The following is a 16,309-nucleotide window of genomic DNA, read 5'->3' as shown; positions in this document are numbered from 1 at the left end:
CCGCGTTCGTCTTCTGACCTCGCCGCATGTCCGACTCCTTCGGTCCTCGCTGATCCTCTCAATCAGCTCGGTCCAAAGCCAGCCGGTCAGGTCAGGCCGAACCCGCTCTACAATGATCGTCCGATGACGGTGGAGCATTGGGGCAACGCTGTCGACCAGGCCCGGCACGCGGCAGCCAACATGATGGCCGCCCCCTCCGCCCAGCAGCCCTACCGGCATCTGCCAGCTTTCTGGTCGAGACAGTTCGGCCTGAACATCAAGCTCGCAGGCCACACCGCGGGGGCGGTTGCACTCGCGCTCGTCCAGGGATCGCGGGCCTCGCACCGGTTCCTGGCCGTGTATGTCAGGGCCGGTCGCAGCATCGCCGCCGTCTCCTTCGACGAGGCGCGCTGGCTGCCCGCCTATGCCGAGGCCGTCGCCGCCGGGGCGCGCTTTCCTCCGTTTCCCGATGCCATCGACCAGCCACGAATCGAGCGGCTGAAGCCGGGCTTCCCCGCGGCGCGGCCCCCTGCCCATCGCGCCGCGCCGGCGCCGGAGGCTAGCCATGTCTGACGAGACGCTCTTCGCGCAGGTGCTGGCCCCGAAGAACCGGGCGGATCCCTATCCCCTCTACGCCAGGATGCGCGAGACACCTGTGTCCCGGCAGGCGGATGGCAGCTACCTCGTCAGCACCCAGGCGGCGTTGCGGAGCCTGATCTTCGATCCGCGCCTCAGCTCCGAGGATCTGCCTCCGTCGCGCCGGCCCGCCACGGGCAACCCCCAAAGGACTGGATCCTCAACCCGATCCGGAACCGCGTGGTCAATGCCCACCGCCCGCTGATCTTCCGCGATCCGCCCGACCACGACACCCTGCGCGGCATCGTGATGAAGGAGTTCACGATCGCCCGGGTGCGCGACTCCCACGCCAAGGTCGCGACGCTCGTGGATGCCTTGATCGACAAGTGCCGGGGCCGCGACACGGTCTGCCTCGTGGACGACCTGTCCTGTCCGCTGCCCGTCGCCGTCATCTGCGAGCTCCTCGTTGTGCCCGAGGCCGACGAGCGGCAATTCCATGCCTGGGCGACACGCCTCGCGACGGCCCTGGAGCCCGACGCGCGCCACGACGAGGCGGGACGGCGCGAGATCGCCGCCACCTTCGACGCGATCTCGGACTACATGCGCCGGCTGGTCCGCGAGAAGCGCCGCCATCCGGCCGACGACATGCTCCGCGGCCTCGCCGCCCGCGGCGGCCGGGGCAGGCCGGCCATGGGCGACATCGACCTGATCTCCACGGCGATCTTGCTCCTCGTCGCGGGCCATGAGACGACCGTGAACTTCATTACCAACGGGATGCTCACCCTGCTCCGACATCCGGACGAGCTCGAGAAGCTGAAGGCCGACCCCGAGCGGGCGCCCCGCGTGATCGAGGAGATCCTGCGTCCCGAGCCCCCCGTCCATTTCCGCACCCGCAGGGCGCTCGACGACATCGACGTGGAGGGCACGACGATCCCGGCCGGATCCTCGGTAGTCCTGATGCTCGCGGCCGGAAACCGCGATCCGGCGCGGTTCACGCAGCCGGACCGGTTCGATCCCGACCGGAACGACAACCAGCATTTCGGGTTCGGCGGCGGCCTCCATTACTGCGTAGGCGCGCCGCTGGCGCGCGTCGAAGCCGAGATCGCCCTGGTCACCCTGTGCCGGCGCCTCGTCGCGCCGCGGCTCCTCGACGATCCACCGCCCTACCGGGCCGGCGCTTCCCTGCGCGGTCCGAAGAACCTCGGCATCGCCATCGCGGGGATCGCCTGATCCTCCGGGCCCGAAAGGGGTCTGGGAAGCTGCTAGGCGCCACGCGCCATCGTCTGTCGGAGGCGCGCGTCAGCTCACCCTGTTGTACAAGCTTGTCCAGTCATGCGCATCGCACCAGGGACTGAAATCTCTCATTGTGCGACTGACCTTCAGAACGGTGACACATCGGGATATTTGACCGGGTTCGCATGATCTCGTCCGCTTCTGCGGCAAGCCTTTCCGGAGCGGTCGTTCTGCTATCGGCCAGGTCCCGAGTCGCTGGCATGGTCTTCTGAATGACCGGGGTGGGTGGATCTCGGCTCGTCCGCTTCCGCTCGAACATGGGGCGGAAGCAGACGTTCGAGGGGTCGTTTCAGGCCGCCGCCCAGGCGACCGCGTCAGCGCCCGCCGGCAGGCGCATCGGGCAGGCCGGGTCGGTCGCCGCGCGCCAGACCGCCTCGGCCACGTCCGAGGCCCGGGTCAGCTCTTCCGTCGCCTGCTGGAAGTTCGCGAAGACCTGACCCGCCAGTTCGCCATAGGCCTCGGGCACATCCATCCCCATTCGGGTGCGGGCGTTGGTCCCGAACGCGGTCTCCGGCGATCGGCCGGGAATGACGAGATGGGCGCGCACCCCGAATGGCACGAGTTCGTGGGCGAGGGACTCGGTGAAGGCATTCACCGCGGCCTTGCTCGCGGTATAGACCGCCAGCAGCGGCAGCGGCCGGAGGGTCACGCTCGACGTCACGTTGACGATCACCCCCGCACCCCGTTCCCGGAACTGCGGCAGCACGGCCTGGGTCATGGCGATGGCGCCGAGGGTGTTCGTCTCGAACACCTCCCGGGCGGACTCCATTGACAGGCCTTCCAGGGCGTTCAGCAGCCCGACGCCCGCGTTGTTCACCAGGACATCGAGCGGCCCGGCCTCCGCGACCGTCCGGGCGATGCTGTCGGCGTCGGTCACGTCGAGCGGCAAGACGGTGAGGTGGTCGGACTCCGGGAGCAGGGCGGCCCGGGGCGTGCGCATCGTGGCGATGACCCGCCAGCCACGGTCGAGGAACAGGCGCGCCGTCTCCAGGCCGAAGCCGGATGAGCAGCCGGTGATAAGGATCGTGTTCATGGAGCCTCCCGTGTGACGCACCACGGGGTGATAGGAGCGCTTCGCCGGACGTGATACGGGCGCAAGTCCATATTTCATTGGCGAGCGTCCGAAATGGTCGATCCGCTCACCCAGGTGGTCGGGCTGCTTCAGCCCAGCGCCTCGTTCTCCAAGCTAGTCCTGGCCGGCGGCGCCTGGACCGTGCGCCGCGACGACCACGGCCAGCCGTTCTACGCTGCGGTGCTGGAGGGGGCGTGCCGCCTTGCGATCGACGGCGAGGCGGAGATCGTCCTCGCGGCCGGCGACTTCGTACTGATCCCCGCCGCCAGCGCCTTCGCCGCCTCCAGCCTCGTCGCGCCTTCGGCGGGGCGGCCGCCGCCGCCCGTCGAGGTTGGCCCCGGCGTGTTCCGGCTCGGTCCTGCCGAGGTGCCGCCCGACCTGCGCATGCTGGTGGGGCACTGCACCTTCGCCTCCGACGATACGGAACTGCTGCTGTCGCTCCTGCCACGGTTCGTCCATGTGCGCGGCGTCGGACGACTGGCGATGCTGCTCGGCTTGGTGAACGAGGAGACGCGGGGCGACAGGCCCGGTCGCGAGGTGGTCCTGGCGCGGCTTCTGGAGGTGCTTCTGATCGAGGCGCTTCGGTCCACCACGGGTCCGACGGCGCCCTCAGGCCTCCTGCGCGGGCTTGCCGACGAGCGCGTGGCCGCCGCGTTGCGCCGGATGCACGAGCGACCGACCGTTCCCTGGACGGTCGCGGCCCTGGCCCGAGAGGCGGGACTGTCGCGCTCGACATTCTTCGAACGGTTCCGGCGCGAGGTCGGCGTCGCGCCGATGGCGTATCTCCTGGCGTGGCGTATCGCGCTGGCGAAGGATCTGCTCGGTCGCGAGGGAGCCGGCGTAGCGGAGGTTGCCGAGCGCGTGGGCTACGGGTCTGCCAGCACCTTCAGCACCGCCTTCGCCCGTCATGTCGGCAGACCGCCAATTCACTACGCCCGCGAGCAGCGCGCCCAACAACGTAGCCCTGCGCCTCTGCCCGTCTGAGACGGGTGGAAAACGGACTGGCAGCTTTCGAGTATTGAACCTGAGAATACGGACTTTCACAAGCTGGTGAAATGCCCAAAGTGAAACGTCCGCTCCACGACAGGTTCGCCGAAAAAGACAGAAGGTTCTCTGGCAAGAGTGCGCCTCGTATTGGCGTGTAACCCGAGGCGAGCTTCGACGAACTAGGCTCGTGGCAAGGAGATCGACGGCATGCCTTGTGTGATCGAGTTCACAGGCGGCGACAGAGGCCCGTGGCGGGTTACGCGCGCGGAGGCAACGACCGGAGCCCGCCTTGAAGAGGTGGCATTTGTGTCAGTTGGCTTGGTGAGTGAAAGTGAAGATCCGGGACACTTGGCGTCTTCCGACATGGCATGGCGTCTACGCGGAGCTATTAGCAACCTCCGCTACACCACACGCGATGAAGCCAATAGGCTACGGAGCTTACAAGCTGCTCTTGATCGGCCGACAGCAACTCATGCCGCTCTGATCCCGATCAAAAAATCTCAGCAGTGGTGGGATTTGGCTCAAGACGAGCGCCGTGAAATATTCGAGGAGACTTCCAAGCACACCACGATTGGTATGAACTATCTTCCTGCCATTGCCAGAAGGCTTCATCACAGCAGGGATCTTCGTGAGCCGTTTGACTTTCTGACTTGGTTCGAGTTTGCGCCAGAGCATGAGGCGGATTTCGAAACTCTCCTCTCTAACCTCAGGGCCACGCGGGAATGGACCTTCGTGGAGCGAGAGGTCGATATACGCCTCACGCGCGATTGACCCATTTAGGCGAGAACCGCCTTTGATGCTGTCGGGGCCATACCTCGCCAGCCTTCATGCCGGAGGCGAAAGAGGGGCGCGCCGCATTGCAGACGCGCCCCAAGTGCGTTCCGGTCTCATGAAGAACGTGCCCGCTCGGTAAGGCCTCACGCTCGCGTGAACAATGCGTCTCGCGTAAGAAGCTGGCTGTGTGGCCGCGTCATCGGAACGTCGCATTGGCCGACGGGATTGTGGCCCAGCCGAGCGGGTGAGGTGCAGGTGAGCAATATGGCATCGATCAGAGAGATCGCAGACACGCTGAAGGAGATTGCCGCCCCTGGGATGAAGCCGAAGGCGATCCGTTCTGCCATCCGCGAACGGAACCCGGAGGCGAGCAAGAAGGAGATCGTTCGCGCGGCGTTTTATGCTGTGACGGAAGCGTCGGCTGCTTCAGACGGAGCGACCGCTGAACTCCATGACTTCGTGTTGGCTGAGCGCATCGCCGAGGACAACTTGGACGTGGTGTTGAAGGTGAGCAAACGCAAAAAGAAGAAGCGCTCGTCGGACGCATTGGAGCGGTCGCCGGCGCACTGATGCCTGGGGAGCCGCTTCTGACTTATGCACTCGAACGTCCGCTTTGAAGAAAAGCTTAGATGCGCGCTTGCGACCGAGTTGGGTCGCTATCGGACCGTCCGCTCGGGGTGGTGTCCCGCCCGTCCGCTTCTGGACGGCGAATGCATCGAAGCAGACATCGCCGCCGGGTCCGTTTGGGGTGCCGACAGTCATTTCGCGTGCATGCTTGCGTAGCTGCGAGTGCTGACGGAAGATATGATCGCGCCTCTCAGGCGCGGTTCTTGTTGCGCAGCGGCTCGGGCTTCTGCTCGTCCGGCAGAACCTCGCGCAGGTGGTGATTCACGATGTCCACGCTGAACGGCTTTCCGATGAAGCGCGCTCCGTCCGGCAGATCGTTCGGTCCGGGCTTGGCCTGCCCCGACGCAACGACGATCGAGACGTGAGGATAGGCGCTCGCAACCTTTCGAGCGAGGGCGAAGCCATCGTGTACGCCCGGCATCTGCACGTCGGTGAACAGCAGCACGATGCACGCGTGGTGTTCTTCGAGCACGAGCAACGCCGTATCACCGGATGCGGCCGCAAAGGTCGCAAACCCCGCGTCCTCCAGGATGTCGATCGCAGCCATGCGGACCATGCCGTCGTCGTCGACGACGAGAGCACAGGGCGCAGCGTTCGAGGAGGCATGGGTCATCTCCCCTCAATGCCGCGTTTCATGGAAAGGTCCGGGTGGAAAGACGCCAAGTTCAGCCGCCTGCCATGAGATGGACGCCCGAGGTCGTCAGCGTGCCGACCAGATCCTCATCGCCGGCGCACAGGCGAAGCACTTGATCAGCCCTCATTCGGCTTGGTGAACTTGCACTTGCCCTGCAGCGACCACGGCCCCCGCGCCCCGACCTCGGCGCAGAACGCATCGACCGCCCGGGTCACACCCGGGAAGCGGCCGCCCAAGCGGTCGTAATCGTCGGCGATCAGGAGGCCTCCAGGCCGCAGGACCGGCCACCAGGCGCGCAGGTCCGCCGCGACAGACGTCTCCTCGTGCCCAGCATCGAGATGAATGACGTCGGCGGTCACACCGCGCAGACGCAGGAGTTCCGCGGCATTCACCGAGTCGAGCGGCAACGGCACGATGTGGTCCGTCATGCCTTCGCGCACCACATTGGCCAGGAAGGTCCGGTAGAGGCTCGGATAGCCATGCTCGGTGGCGAGTTCCGCGAACAGCGCCTCGTCCGCCCAGTGATCGACGGCTCCGAGCCACGTATCGACCGCGATCACGGTGCCGGCGACCTCGTTCTCGGCCATGGTTCGCGCGAGGAAGAGGGCGCTGGCCCCCTTCCAGGTGCCGATCTCGATGACCACACGGGGCCGGAACTCGATCACCGCCTCCTCGAGGTAGGGGTGGATGCTGCGCCAGCCCTGCAGGTCGGCGGGGCGTAGGTCCTCCGGGGGATCCGCGAAGGGGTCGCGACCATGCCACAAGGCGGCGATCGGATCCTGTCGGGTCATGTCTCGGCTTTCACACGGACGCTGTGGCTAAGGCGCGGGAGGAGCAGGCGTTTGGCGGCCGCGGGGTCAGTCCCGGCGCGGGCCTGCGCGTAGAGTGCCTCGCATCGGTCGAGCCAGCATGCGCGGGTGAACAGGCGCAGGACACGCGCGCGCGGGATCGGCCGCGGGATCACGAGCGCCGCGCCGATGGCACGGGCAAGACCCGCCTGGTCCCCTGGTGCCGCGAGGGACCCGGCTTCGCCGACGACCTCCGAAACGGCGCCCCGGGCGAAGCCGGCGACCGGCAGGCCGCAGGCCATCGCCTCGATCGCCGCCAGCCCGAACGGCTCGTCCCAGCACGGTGTGGCCAGGAACACGGAGGCGCGGCCGACCTCCGCGGCCAGGGCCGTCCCGCTGAGCTGGCCGCCGTAGCGGATCGAGCCGCCGAGCAACGGCGCGACCTGGGCCGCCCAGTAATCCGGCTCTTCGATCGGGCCGAACAGGGTCAGGGGCAGGCCGGCTTGGCGCGCCGCGCCGATCGCGTGCTGCGCGCCCTTGTCGGGCGTGATCCGCGCGCACCAGACGGCGCTGCCGTCGCCGTCCGGACGATACGGCCAGGCGGCGGGATCGATGCCGTTGTGAAGCACCGAGGCCTCCGCGGGCGCCCCGTCCGGCCACCACGCGTCGAGATGCGCCCGGGAGGGCGCAGTGATCCGGTGTCCCGGGGCGGGGCTCGCCTGCACGAACCAGCGCAGGGCGTCGTAGGGCGGTACGTGCAGCGACGTGACGGTGGGCGTCGCGGCGGTGCGCCGTTTCTCCAGGGGCAGACGGCTCAGGCTGTTGTTGTGGAGCACATCGAAGCCCCCGGCAGCGATCCGGTCGCAGGCGGAAGCGTAGCCGTCGTCGAGATGAGCCTTCAGGCCTGCATCGCCCCGGTGCTCCAGGCCGGCATGGCTCCGCTCGTGATGGACCGGGATCACAGGATCCAGCGCAAAGCGCGCGTCGCTGTCGCCGGAGGCGAACAGGGCGACGCTGTGGCCCCGGGCAGCGAGACCGTCCGCGAGGCTCCACGTATAGGCTTCGAGCCCCCCCGCGAAGGGCGGGGCGATCGGATGGCGGAGATGGGCAAGGAGCGCGATCCTCACGCCGTCACCGGCGCCGGCGATTTCGCGGCGGCCCCGGCATCCGTCCGGGCCTCGATGGCGCGGATCACCGACGCCGAGTTGGTGTAGGGCTGGTGGCCCAGCTGACCAGTCAGCGCGAGGTCGGCGGCGTCGGGCCGGCGCAGGATGCGGATCGGCCGATCGGGCGTGTCGTCGATCAGGCCCATCACTTTGAAGGCGTAGAGCCAGTGGCCCATGGTGCGGTAGCCCCACTTGGCCTCGAACAATTCGGCGTTGCGCACCACACTCTCGAGGTGATGGACCGGCGGCATGTGGTGCGGGTGGTACTGGTGATAGGCGCGCGCGCCCTTGATCCAGGCGATCGGGATGCCGCTTCGGTCGAGGAGCTTGCCGAAGTCGGTGTCCTCGCCGCCGTAGCCGGTGTAGCGCTCGTCGAAGCCGCCGGTCGCCAGGAAGGTGGCCCGCCGGATCGCGAAGTTGAGCGACCAGAAGCAGCGGTAATCGTTGCAGATCTCGATGCCGGAGGCCGGGGGCCCGCGGCGGTCGGAATGCCGCTCCGCCACGGCATCGAGGCCGGCATAGTCCCAGGTCCCCTGCGTGGCGCGCTCGGGCAGATGCAGCACCTCGCCCATCAGCAGCCCGTCGAGTTCGGAGAGCCCCCGCGCGTAGTCGGCGATGAGGTCGGGCGCCGGGATGCAATCGACGTCGAGGAAGACCACGGCGTCGCTGTCGACCGCCGCCACGCCGCGGTTGCGCGCCGCCGCCAGCGGCAACTCGCGGCCCCGCACCGGAATCTGATGCACCGGGAAGCCGACCTCGGGCAGGTCGTAGGGCGTCTCCTGCATCACCGCGACGATGAAGGCGGCGGGGGGCTGCGTCTGGCGCTCCAGGCCGCGGAGCACGTTGCGCAGATGCGCCGGCCGGCCCTTCGCGAGGGTCACCACGGAGACGGTGGACATAAGGCGATCGGGCTCCGGTTGGGTTGGGGAGACGGCGGCGGTCACTCGGCGGCGATGCCTGGAAGCGGGACGGTTTCGGCGCCGGCCGGTCCGCAATCCCAGAGCGCGTCGGTCAGCCCTTCGAGCCAGCCGGCGGCGCGGGCAGCGGCGTCGGGGGCGTAGAGGCTCCGCAGGGGAGCCCCGTCGAGGGCGCGGGCGCGGGCGAGGAGGTCCCGCCAGCCCCGGAGATCACCCGGCCAGGCGGGCGCCTGCACGGCAGCGCCGAGCCGGACCAGGGCCTCGGCCTTGCGGGTCTGCTCGGCGAAGTAGCGCCATTCCGGCATCACGATCAGGCGACCGCCGACCCGGGCAACCTCGTGGACCGTGTTGTCGCCCGCCGAGGCGATCACGATGTCGGCGGCGGCGAGGTAGTCGGTGACCGAGGACACCCAGCCGAGTTCGCGCAGATTCGAAAAGTCGGTCTCGTGGCCCTCGCGGTGGGTCGGCCCGAGGGTGAGCCACAGGGCGTCGGGTTCGGCGCGGGCCGCGACCGTGAGGGGCGCGAAGGGCGTGCCGCTGCCGCCGCCGCCGGTCACCGCCACCACGATCTCCCGTGCAGGATCGAGGCCGAGCTTGGCGCGGGCCTCCGCGCGCTCCGGCACCCGGTCGACGCTGGTGCACAGGCCGCCGCTGTAGAAGGTCTTGGCGCGCAGGGGTGCCGGGTAATCGTCTTGCTCCAAGCGCTCGTCGAAGGGGGCGAGCATTCCGACGCAGGCCTCGTAGGCGCCGACATGGCCGATATCGGACCGGTCGCCGTGCATGCGGATCTGCACCGCCGGCACGCTGGCGATGCGCGCGAGCAGCGCGATCTCCGCCGAGACATCGACCACGAACAGGCCGATTCCGCGCTCGTCGAGATGGTCGAGGATCGACCGCATCGTCCGGCGCATCGCGTCGAGACCCAGGGGAACGCAGTGCATCACCTGGGGCGTCGGCTCGGCGTAGAGGCGCGCCGTCGGCACGGCGGCGCCGATCATGTTGGGCAGCGCCACGATCTCGATGTCGCGGCCGAAGCCGTCGAACAGGCGTGGATCGGCGGTCAGCACCGAGACGGCCCGGTCACGAGCAAACTCGGCGGCCACCGCCATCGTGCGGTTGGCGTGGCCGCGGCCCTGATGATGAACGAAGAACGCGATCGGCTTCTTCATGGCGGTGGGTTCGGGCTCGCTCTCAAGAGAACAGGGCGTCGGGCCGCAGGGCCGCGGCGATCTCGGGTTCGGTCGGCGGGCGGATCAGGCGGATCGCGGGGGCGGCGACGTCCCAGTCGATCAGCCCGGCCGCGCGGAACTGGTCGAGCCAGTAGGTCATGCACCAGCGCCCGTGCCGCGCCCGGAAACGCGCCGCGTTGGCGAGGATCGACGCGAAATGCTGCAGCGGCGGCACGTGGACCGGATGGTGCTGGTGATAGGCGCGAGCCCCCGCGACCCAGAAGACCGGCAACCCGGCGGCGGCAAGCCGGGCGGCGAGGTCCGTCTCCTCACCGCCGTAGCCCACGAAGGCCTCGTCCATGCCGCCGGCCGTGCGCCAAACCGCGGCCGGTAGGGCGAAGGACAGGCCCCAGAGCTGGCCTGCATCGGGTTCCGGCCGCAGGCCGTTTTCGGGCAGGGCGGGCCGGGCCGGATGGGCTCGGCCGAGGCGGTCGAGTACCGCCGGCGTGCAATCGCCGGTGCCCGCGCCAGGCGGAAGGTAGAGGACCTCGCCGAGCAACAGCCCCTGCGCCGTAGCGCCGGCCCGCGCATAGGCGTCCGTCAAAGTCGGCGACGGGATGCAATCCACGTCGAGGAAGACGAGGAGTTCAGCGCACGCTGCCTCGGCGGCCCGGTTGCGCGCGGCGGCCAGCGGCATCGGCTCGCCCGGCACGTGGAGGTGCCGGATCGGGCAGCCGGGATCGGGCAGGTCCGGCGCACGCTCCGACTGCATCCAGGCGATCACCAGCTCTCGCGGGGGCAGCGTCTGGCGGGCGAGACCCTGCATCAGGTTACGGAGGCGGTCGGCCCGGCCGCGGACCAGGGTCAGGACGCTGGGAGCCGGCCCCTCCTCATGCTCAGCCGGCATCGGCGAGCATCCGGCGGAAGTGCGAGACCCCTTCAATGATGCCCCGGGCGTGGGTCCGGCGGGACACGTAGGAGTGCTTCAGGGCGGCATGGCTTGCGAGGTCGTCGGAATAGTTCGCCACGATGATCGCCTGCACGCGGGCGCCGAGCATCTCGATGTCGTTGCCGGAATCGCCGGCCACGAACACGGCATGCTCCGGCAGGTCGTACAGGGCCCGGACGTGGTCCACGGCAGTGCCCTTCGAGGCGGCCTCGGGCAGGACGTCGAGATACCGTCCATGACTGTGAATCACACGCGCGGCGATACCGGCCTCTGCCAGACGCGCGCGGACGCGCCGTTCGGTCTCGGTGTCACCGAAATAGCTCAGCTTTAGGGCCCGCTGCTCCAGAGGACCCTGGGGGCTCAGCCCATCAAGCCTGTCGAGCGCTGCGTGCACGGCGGGCCGATCCCAGCCGGGCTCTATGATCCGGCGCCACGCGGCGTCAGCCGTGTATGTCACGCCGTTGGCGTCGAGGTGGTAAATTTCGGATCCCACCGAGGTGATCATTACCTGGGGCCGGGGGCTGTCCTGTTGCTCCAGCACGGCCATCGCGCTGTGGAAGGACCGGCCGGTTGCGACGCCGAAGGCGAGCCCCGCCTGCCGGCTGCGCCACCGGCGGAAGATTCCCATGGCCGCATCGCAGCCGACCAGCGTGTTATCGATGTCGCAGACGAGCAGCTGCCGGGGTGTCCGGGTGGGCGGCTCCGGGGACAGCAGCGCGCGCAGCAGGACGTGATAGCGGGCGGCGTGTCGGTCCCAGTCGTAGGCTGCAGCCGCCCGGGCGCCGCCAGCCACGCAGCGTGCGTAGAGGACCGGATCGCCCAGGATCCGCAGGCACGCTTCCGCGATCGCCCCGTGGGTGCGTGGATCGACCAAGAGCCCGTTGCCGCAGGTCTCGACGATGTCGTTGGGGCCGCCGCTGTCGGTGGCGACCAGCGGCAGGCCGGCGGCAGAGGCCTCAAGTAGCGTCAGGCCGAAGGGCTCGTTGAGGGCCGGGTTGACGAACAGGCCGCCGCGCGTCCGGGCATGGGCGTAGATCGCCGGAACGTCCTCCGGACGGTGCGTCTTCGGGTAGGCGACGCGCCCGTAGAGATCGTAGCGATCGATCAGGACGAGGAGGTCGCGCATGGTCGCGGCCATGTCGCCGTCGAGGGTATCGATGTCGTCACGGGTCCCGGCGATGATCACGAGGTTGGCGTGGGCCTGGAGCGCACGACTCTCGCCGTAGGCACGCACCAGCGCAGCGAGATTCTTGCGCGCCACCGGCCGGGCGAGCGCCAGGATTGCCGGCCTGTCCGGATCGTCGAGGAAGCGGTCGATCGCCGCGTCGACCCGGGGATGGGTCTGGGCCGCGGCGAAGCGGGCGAGGTCGCTGCCTGGAGGCAGGACGCGGACGCGTCCGGGATCGTAGGCCGCATAGCCGGCGTACTGCACCTCCGCCTCGTCCCGCGAGGAGGCGATCACGAGCTGGGCTCGCGCCACAGCCTCCTCCTCGGCGGCGATCCGGCGGGCGAGATCAGGCCGGACGGGGGCCGTGCCCAGCATCGTTGCCTTCACGCGTCCGAGGGAATGGGCCGTGAAGACGAAGGGGATGCCCAGGCGATCTTCCACCAGGGCCGCCACCGTCGCCGCGTCCGCGTAATGCGCGTGAATGAGATCCGGCGCCCGGGCCTGGGCGGCGATCCAGGTGATGAGGTTTTCGGCGAAGGACGCGACCTCGGCGTGCATCGCCTCCTTGGCGCGGTAGTCCGGGGACGCGCTCGCGAGCCGCACGAGCGTGACCTTGTCGGCGATCGGCTCTTCGGGCACGGCGTAGGCGGCTCCGAGGGAGCCGCGAAACAGACGGGTCGCCACCACGATCCGCGTGAGATCGCGGTCCTGCACCGAGGCCGAGACCAGATCGAGCAGGTAGCGGATATGGCCGCCCGTGTCGGCGGTGAGCCCGTAGACGACGCCGTCGCCGCGCAGGCAGCCCTGCAGGGCGATATGCAGGACAAACATCAGGCGTGCGCTGCGGCTCTCGCGCGCCGCAGAACGCTTAACTTATGTAAAGCGAACGCCGCGCCCCGGCTTAACATATGTAAAGAGGTTGCCGTGCTTCGCGTCGCGCAGGTCGCTCCGAACATTTTTCCCGTTCCCCCAGACCATCACGGCGGCACCGAGCGGGTTGTGCACGATCTCAGCACGGCGCTACGAAGCTTGGGTGTGGAACTAACATTATTCGCCCCATCGGACAGTGCGACAGACTTACCGCGCGTCGGCAATTACCCGAGTCTCGCGGCGCTGGAACGGCAACACGGGTGCGTCGCACCCGGGGTGCCCGCCGCCCTGGAGGCTCTGCAGCTGGAGGACCTGCGGCAGCGGCTCGACGATTTCGACATCGTCCATTGCCACGGCGAATTCGCCCACGCGGCGCTGCTGGGCGCGCGGCGCCGACGCAGCCTGACCACCATCCACTGGCGGGTCGACGAGCTCGACCGGGCCTTGTTCTTCCAGGGCTTCCCCGACCTGCCCGTCGCGGCGATCTCGGCCGCGCAGGCGACCGGCATCCCGGCCGTGAACCTGGCCGGCATCGTCCATCACGGCATTGACCGGGCGCGCTACGCCTTCCGCGCCGCGCCGGACGACCATGTCGCCTTCGTGGGTCGCATGACCGACCAGAAGCGGCCCGACGTGGCGATCCGGGTCGCCCGCGCCGCCGGTCTGCCGATCCGGCTCGGCGGCACGATCGATGTCGGCAACCCGGACTATTTCGACCGCTGCGTGCGTCCCCTGCTGAGCGTCGACGCGACCTATCTCGGGCCCGTCGACGATACCCGGAAGGGCGAGCTCCTGGGCGGCGCCCGGGCGCTCCTGTTCCCGATCGACTGGCCCGAGCCCTTCGGCCTCGTGATGATCGAGGCGATGGCCTGCGGCACTCCGGTGGTCGCCTGGAACCGCGGCTCGGTTCCCGAGATCGTCGAGGACGGGGTGACGGGCTTCATCGTCTCCAGCGAAGCCGAGGCGGTCGCGGCCCTCGCCCGGATCGGGCAGCTCGACCGCGCCGCGATCCGCCGCCGGTTCGAGGAGCGCTTCACCGCCGAACGCATGGCCCGGGATTACCTCGCCCTCTACCACCGCCTGCACGCCGCCTGATGCGCACCGCCTTCCTGGCCTGGGACTACCCGCCATCGCCGAGCGGGCTCTCCACCGCGGCCCGAGAGATCGCCGAGAGCCTTGCGCAGGCGGGCGCGGAGGTGACGGTGTTCACCCTCGACCGGACCGGACACGAACGGATCGGCGGCGTCACCGTGTCGGGCCTCGCCCTGGCGCCTGGCAGCTCCCTCGCGCGCCTGCGCCTCTGGGGCTCCGCCGGCCATCTCGCCGCCCCGCTCGCCTTCCGGCGTGCCGTACTCGAGGCGCATCGCCAAGGGCCCTTCGCCGTGATCGAGGCGACCAATTGGTATGCGCCGGCTGCCCTGCTCGCCGGCCGGCGGGATCTGCCGCTGGTGACCCGCAGCTCCACGCCGGCCGCCTTCACCCGCGACCCGGCCGGCAGCCTGCGGAACCGCCTCGACGGCTGGACGGCTGACCGCCTGGAGCGTCGGCAGGCTCAGGCGAGCGCTGGGCTCATCGCAAACACCGCGACGCACGCGGGGGTGATCGCCCGTTGCTACGGGCTGACCGGGCGGCAGCCCGAGGCGGTGATCGGTCTCAGCCTGCCCCCCGAGGTCGCCGAGGCCGCGAGTGGCGCCCCCTATCCGGAGGCGGCGGAACCGATCCGCCTGCTCTTCGTCGGGCGGGCGGAGGCGCGGAAGGGGTTCGATGCCCTTCTCGGCGCGGTCGCGATCCTCGGCGCCGAGTGGGCGAGGGGCGCGCTGCCCGCCTTCCGGCTCGACCTCGTCGGGGTGCCGCCGGACGATCTCCCGGCCGATCTGCCCGATGTGGCGCGGCCGCACATCCAGGCCCGGGGCCGGATCGACGGCCGGGCGCTGTCGGCGGCCTACGCCGAGTCTCACGCGGTGCTGGCGCCCTCGCGCTACGAGAGTTTCGGCCTCGTCTACCAGGAAGCGCTCGCCTACGGCCGGCCGGTCGTGGCCTGCGCCGAGGATGCGAGCGCCCGCGCCTTCGTCGGCCTGCCCGGCGCCGGCCCCCTGGCCGCGGCCGCGACCGGGCCGGCCCTCGCCGACGCCCTGCGTCCGCTCCTCACCGATCCGGACCTGCGCCGCGCCTATCGCGCCCGCGCCCTGGCGGCGGCCGGGCGCTTCAGCCGGGCGAGCCTCGGGCGCGAGACCCTGGCGCTCTACGAACGGGCGATCACGGCGGCGCGGGGCGGCTGATCGTGCAGCCGCAGCAGATCCGGTCCGCTCCGACCCGTCAGTCTGCGTATGCGCGCAGCAACGCGGCCTCTTCCTCCGGGCGTCCGCGCCCGGGATCGAGCGCCTCGTAGCGCCGCGACCGTGCCCGGACATGGGCCGCACTCAGGCGATGCTCGATGCCGCCGTGCAGGGCGATGAGGCTCCCGGGCCAGCCGCGGTCGAGAACCGGGCGCTCATGGACGCGGCCGGCGTAGACCAGATGGGTGCGGTTCAACCGATACTGGACATCCGGGAACACGTCCGAGAGGACGCCGTCGACCCGGTTCGCCCGGGCGAGCCCGATCGAGACGACGGCCTCCGCCTCGGCCAGGGCCGCCAGGGCGGGCAGCAAGCGGCCGGTAGCCGGGCCGAGCGCCTCGTCGGCGTCGAGCTGCAGCATCCAGCCGTGGCGGGCGAGGCCCTGGAGGGCATTGCGCTGCGCGGCGAAATCCCCGTCCAGGGGGCGGGCGGCCACGCGCACCGCCCCCGCGGCGAAGCCCGCGACCGGGACCGGCACCGCCGCCCGCGCCGGCCCGTCGATCAAGATCGCGACGTCGTCCGTCCAGCCAGCCTGCGCCGGCAGCGAGGCCAGGACGGCGTCCCGGTCCGCCGGACGGCAGAGGAGACCGAGGGACACCGGGCGCCGGTCGGCGGCTTCGAGGGCGAACAGCTCAGCGTCGGCCGCCCGGGTACCGTGGGGGTGTCGGAGTTCCGCGCGGCCGGCCGCGTCGCGGGGACGGACGCCGAGCCGCCAACGGGTCGCGGCGCTACGCAGGGTATAGAGGTCGAGGCCGTAGGGCGCCTCCGGGTCGGGCGCGAAGACGGGACCGGCGAGGCTTCGGGCCAGATGCGCGCGGCAGGCCTCCGGGGCCGCGGCGTGCGCGAGCAGGACCCCGCAGGCGTTGCAGGCCAGCGGGAAGGCGCGGCGCGCGCCGCCCGGATAGGACAGGGTCCGGTCGCTCGGCCCGATCATGGCGGCGGCACAGACGAAACACCGGCGCATGATCCCATCTCCCACGCCCGCGATCCAGCACAGGGGCCTG

15 protein-coding genes and 1 pseudogene are annotated in these 16,309 nt (G+C 70.0%); 7 read left to right on the top strand and 9 right to left on the bottom strand.

Annotated elements, in window-relative coordinates; genetic code table 11:
• On the top strand, window positions 1–552 hold a 552-nt coding region (locus GGQ91_RS12715), incomplete at its 5' end, for an oxidoreductase C-terminal domain-containing protein (protein ID WP_281375060.1).
• Window positions 545–1,785: pseudogene (locus GGQ91_RS12710) on the top strand (cytochrome P450). The gene GGQ91_RS12715 and the pseudogene GGQ91_RS12710, both read left to right, overlap by 8 nt.
• Window positions 1,786–2,137: 352 nt before the next feature.
• On the opposite strand, the gene GGQ91_RS12705 reads toward GGQ91_RS12710, so the two are convergent.
• A complete protein-coding gene (locus GGQ91_RS12705; RefSeq protein ID WP_182592125.1) occupies window positions 2,138–2,881 on the bottom strand; it encodes an SDR family oxidoreductase in 744 nt (247 codons plus the stop codon).
• Between the two features lie 93 nt (window positions 2,882–2,974).
• Between GGQ91_RS12705 and GGQ91_RS12700 the strand changes: the two genes are divergently transcribed.
• From GGQ91_RS12700 to GGQ91_RS12690, 3 genes are all read left to right on the top strand, one after another.
• Window positions 2,975–3,904, top strand: a complete 930-nt coding sequence (locus GGQ91_RS12700) for an AraC family transcriptional regulator (RefSeq protein ID WP_053611222.1) — start codon at window positions 2,975–2,977, stop codon at window positions 3,902–3,904.
• Between the two features lie 210 nt (window positions 3,905–4,114).
• Window positions 4,115–4,678 (top strand): chlorite dismutase family protein, encoded by a 564-nt coding sequence (locus tag GGQ91_RS12695; protein ID WP_182592124.1) that lies wholly within the window; start codon window positions 4,115–4,117, stop codon window positions 4,676–4,678.
• A gap of 267 nt (window positions 4,679–4,945) precedes the next feature.
• Window positions 4,946–5,251 (top strand): hypothetical protein, encoded by a 306-nt coding sequence (locus GGQ91_RS12690; protein WP_182592123.1) that lies wholly within the window; start codon window positions 4,946–4,948, stop codon window positions 5,249–5,251.
• A gap of 247 nt (window positions 5,252–5,498) precedes the next feature.
• Here the strand turns inward: GGQ91_RS12690 and GGQ91_RS12685 are convergent, their stop codons facing one another.
• From GGQ91_RS12685 to GGQ91_RS12655, 7 genes are all read right to left on the bottom strand, one after another.
• Window positions 5,499–5,921, bottom strand: coding sequence for a response regulator (locus GGQ91_RS12685; protein ID WP_182592122.1), 423 nt, complete (start codon window positions 5,919–5,921; stop codon window positions 5,499–5,501).
• Between the two features lie 137 nt (window positions 5,922–6,058).
• Window positions 6,059–6,733, bottom strand: coding sequence for a class I SAM-dependent methyltransferase (locus GGQ91_RS12680; protein ID WP_182592121.1), 675 nt, complete (start codon window positions 6,731–6,733; stop codon window positions 6,059–6,061).
• Window positions 6,730–7,857, bottom strand: a complete 1,128-nt coding sequence (locus GGQ91_RS12675) for a glycosyltransferase (protein ID WP_182592120.1) — start codon at window positions 7,855–7,857, stop codon at window positions 6,730–6,732. Before GGQ91_RS12675 ends, GGQ91_RS12680 begins: the two co-directional genes overlap by 4 nt.
• A complete protein-coding gene (locus GGQ91_RS12670) occupies window positions 7,854–8,795 on the bottom strand; it encodes a glycosyltransferase family 2 protein (RefSeq protein ID WP_043352918.1) in 942 nt (313 codons plus the stop codon). The genes GGQ91_RS12675 and GGQ91_RS12670 overlap by 4 nt, the downstream gene beginning before the upstream one ends.
• Window positions 8,796–8,836: 41 nt before the next feature.
• On the bottom strand, window positions 8,837–9,982 hold the full coding sequence (locus GGQ91_RS12665) for a glycosyltransferase (protein WP_053608604.1): 1,146 nt from the start codon (window positions 9,980–9,982) through the stop codon (window positions 8,837–8,839).
• A gap of 22 nt (window positions 9,983–10,004) precedes the next feature.
• Window positions 10,005–10,889 (bottom strand): glycosyltransferase family 2 protein, encoded by an 885-nt coding sequence (locus GGQ91_RS12660; RefSeq protein ID WP_179698134.1) that lies wholly within the window; start codon window positions 10,887–10,889, stop codon window positions 10,005–10,007.
• On the bottom strand, window positions 10,879–12,930 hold the full coding sequence (locus GGQ91_RS12655) for an HAD-IIB family hydrolase (RefSeq protein WP_043755491.1): 2,052 nt from the start codon (window positions 12,928–12,930) through the stop codon (window positions 10,879–10,881). Before GGQ91_RS12655 ends, GGQ91_RS12660 begins: the two co-directional genes overlap by 11 nt.
• A 93-nt stretch (window positions 12,931–13,023) precedes the next feature.
• Here GGQ91_RS12655 and GGQ91_RS12650 point away from each other — a divergent pair, with 93 nt between their 5' ends.
• On the top strand, window positions 13,024–14,064 hold the full coding sequence (locus tag GGQ91_RS12650; protein ID WP_182592119.1) for a glycosyltransferase: 1,041 nt from the start codon (window positions 13,024–13,026) through the stop codon (window positions 14,062–14,064).
• Window positions 14,064–15,248, top strand: coding sequence for a glycosyltransferase family 4 protein (locus GGQ91_RS12645; protein ID WP_182592118.1), 1,185 nt, complete (start codon window positions 14,064–14,066; stop codon window positions 15,246–15,248). Before GGQ91_RS12650 ends, GGQ91_RS12645 begins: the two co-directional genes overlap by 1 nt.
• 37 nt (window positions 15,249–15,285) lie before the next feature.
• Here the strand turns inward: GGQ91_RS12645 and GGQ91_RS12640 are convergent, their stop codons facing one another.
• The gene (locus GGQ91_RS12640) at window positions 15,286–16,269 is read right to left on the bottom strand and encodes a glycosyltransferase family protein (RefSeq protein WP_182592117.1); all 984 of its coding nucleotides are present in this window, start codon (window positions 16,267–16,269) and stop codon (window positions 15,286–15,288) included.
• Window positions 16,270–16,309 lie beyond the last annotated feature (40 nt).

Source organism: Methylobacterium fujisawaense (assembly GCF_014138435.1).
GTDB lineage: Bacteria > Pseudomonadota > Alphaproteobacteria > Rhizobiales > Beijerinckiaceae > Methylobacterium > Methylobacterium fujisawaense.
This window is presented reverse-complemented; position numbering and strand designations above follow the sequence as displayed.

Bases quoted from the DNA above. Each gene is read 5' to 3' on its own strand.
- GGQ91_RS12705 (WP_182592125.1), bottom strand. From the start codon at position 2,881: ATGAACACGATCCTTATCACCGGCTGCTCATCCGGCTTCGGCCTGGAG.
- GGQ91_RS12700 (WP_053611222.1), top strand. From the start codon at position 2,975: ATGGTCGATCCGCTCACCCAGGTGGTCGGGCTGCTTCAGCCCAGCGCC.
- GGQ91_RS12695 (WP_182592124.1), top strand. From the start codon at position 4,115: ATGCCTTGTGTGATCGAGTTCACAGGCGGCGACAGAGGCCCGTGGCGG.
- GGQ91_RS12690 (WP_182592123.1), top strand. From the start codon at position 4,946: ATGGCATCGATCAGAGAGATCGCAGACACGCTGAAGGAGATTGCCGCC.
- GGQ91_RS12685 (WP_182592122.1), bottom strand. From the start codon at position 5,921: ATGACCCATGCCTCCTCGAACGCTGCGCCCTGTGCTCTCGTCGTCGAC.
- GGQ91_RS12680 (WP_182592121.1), bottom strand. From the start codon at position 6,733: ATGACCCGACAGGATCCGATCGCCGCCTTGTGGCATGGTCGCGACCCC.
- GGQ91_RS12670 (WP_043352918.1), bottom strand. From the start codon at position 8,795: ATGTCCACCGTCTCCGTGGTGACCCTCGCGAAGGGCCGGCCGGCGCAT.
- GGQ91_RS12665 (WP_053608604.1), bottom strand. From the start codon at position 9,982: ATGAAGAAGCCGATCGCGTTCTTCGTTCATCATCAGGGCCGCGGCCAC.
- GGQ91_RS12660 (WP_179698134.1), bottom strand. From the start codon at position 10,889: ATGCCGGCTGAGCATGAGGAGGGGCCGGCTCCCAGCGTCCTGACCCTG.
- GGQ91_RS12655 (WP_043755491.1), bottom strand. From the start codon at position 12,930: ATGTTTGTCCTGCATATCGCCCTGCAGGGCTGCCTGCGCGGCGACGGC.
- GGQ91_RS12645 (WP_182592118.1), top strand. From the start codon at position 14,064: ATGCGCACCGCCTTCCTGGCCTGGGACTACCCGCCATCGCCGAGCGGG.
- GGQ91_RS12640 (WP_182592117.1), bottom strand. From the start codon at position 16,269: ATGCGCCGGTGTTTCGTCTGTGCCGCCGCCATGATCGGGCCGAGCGAC.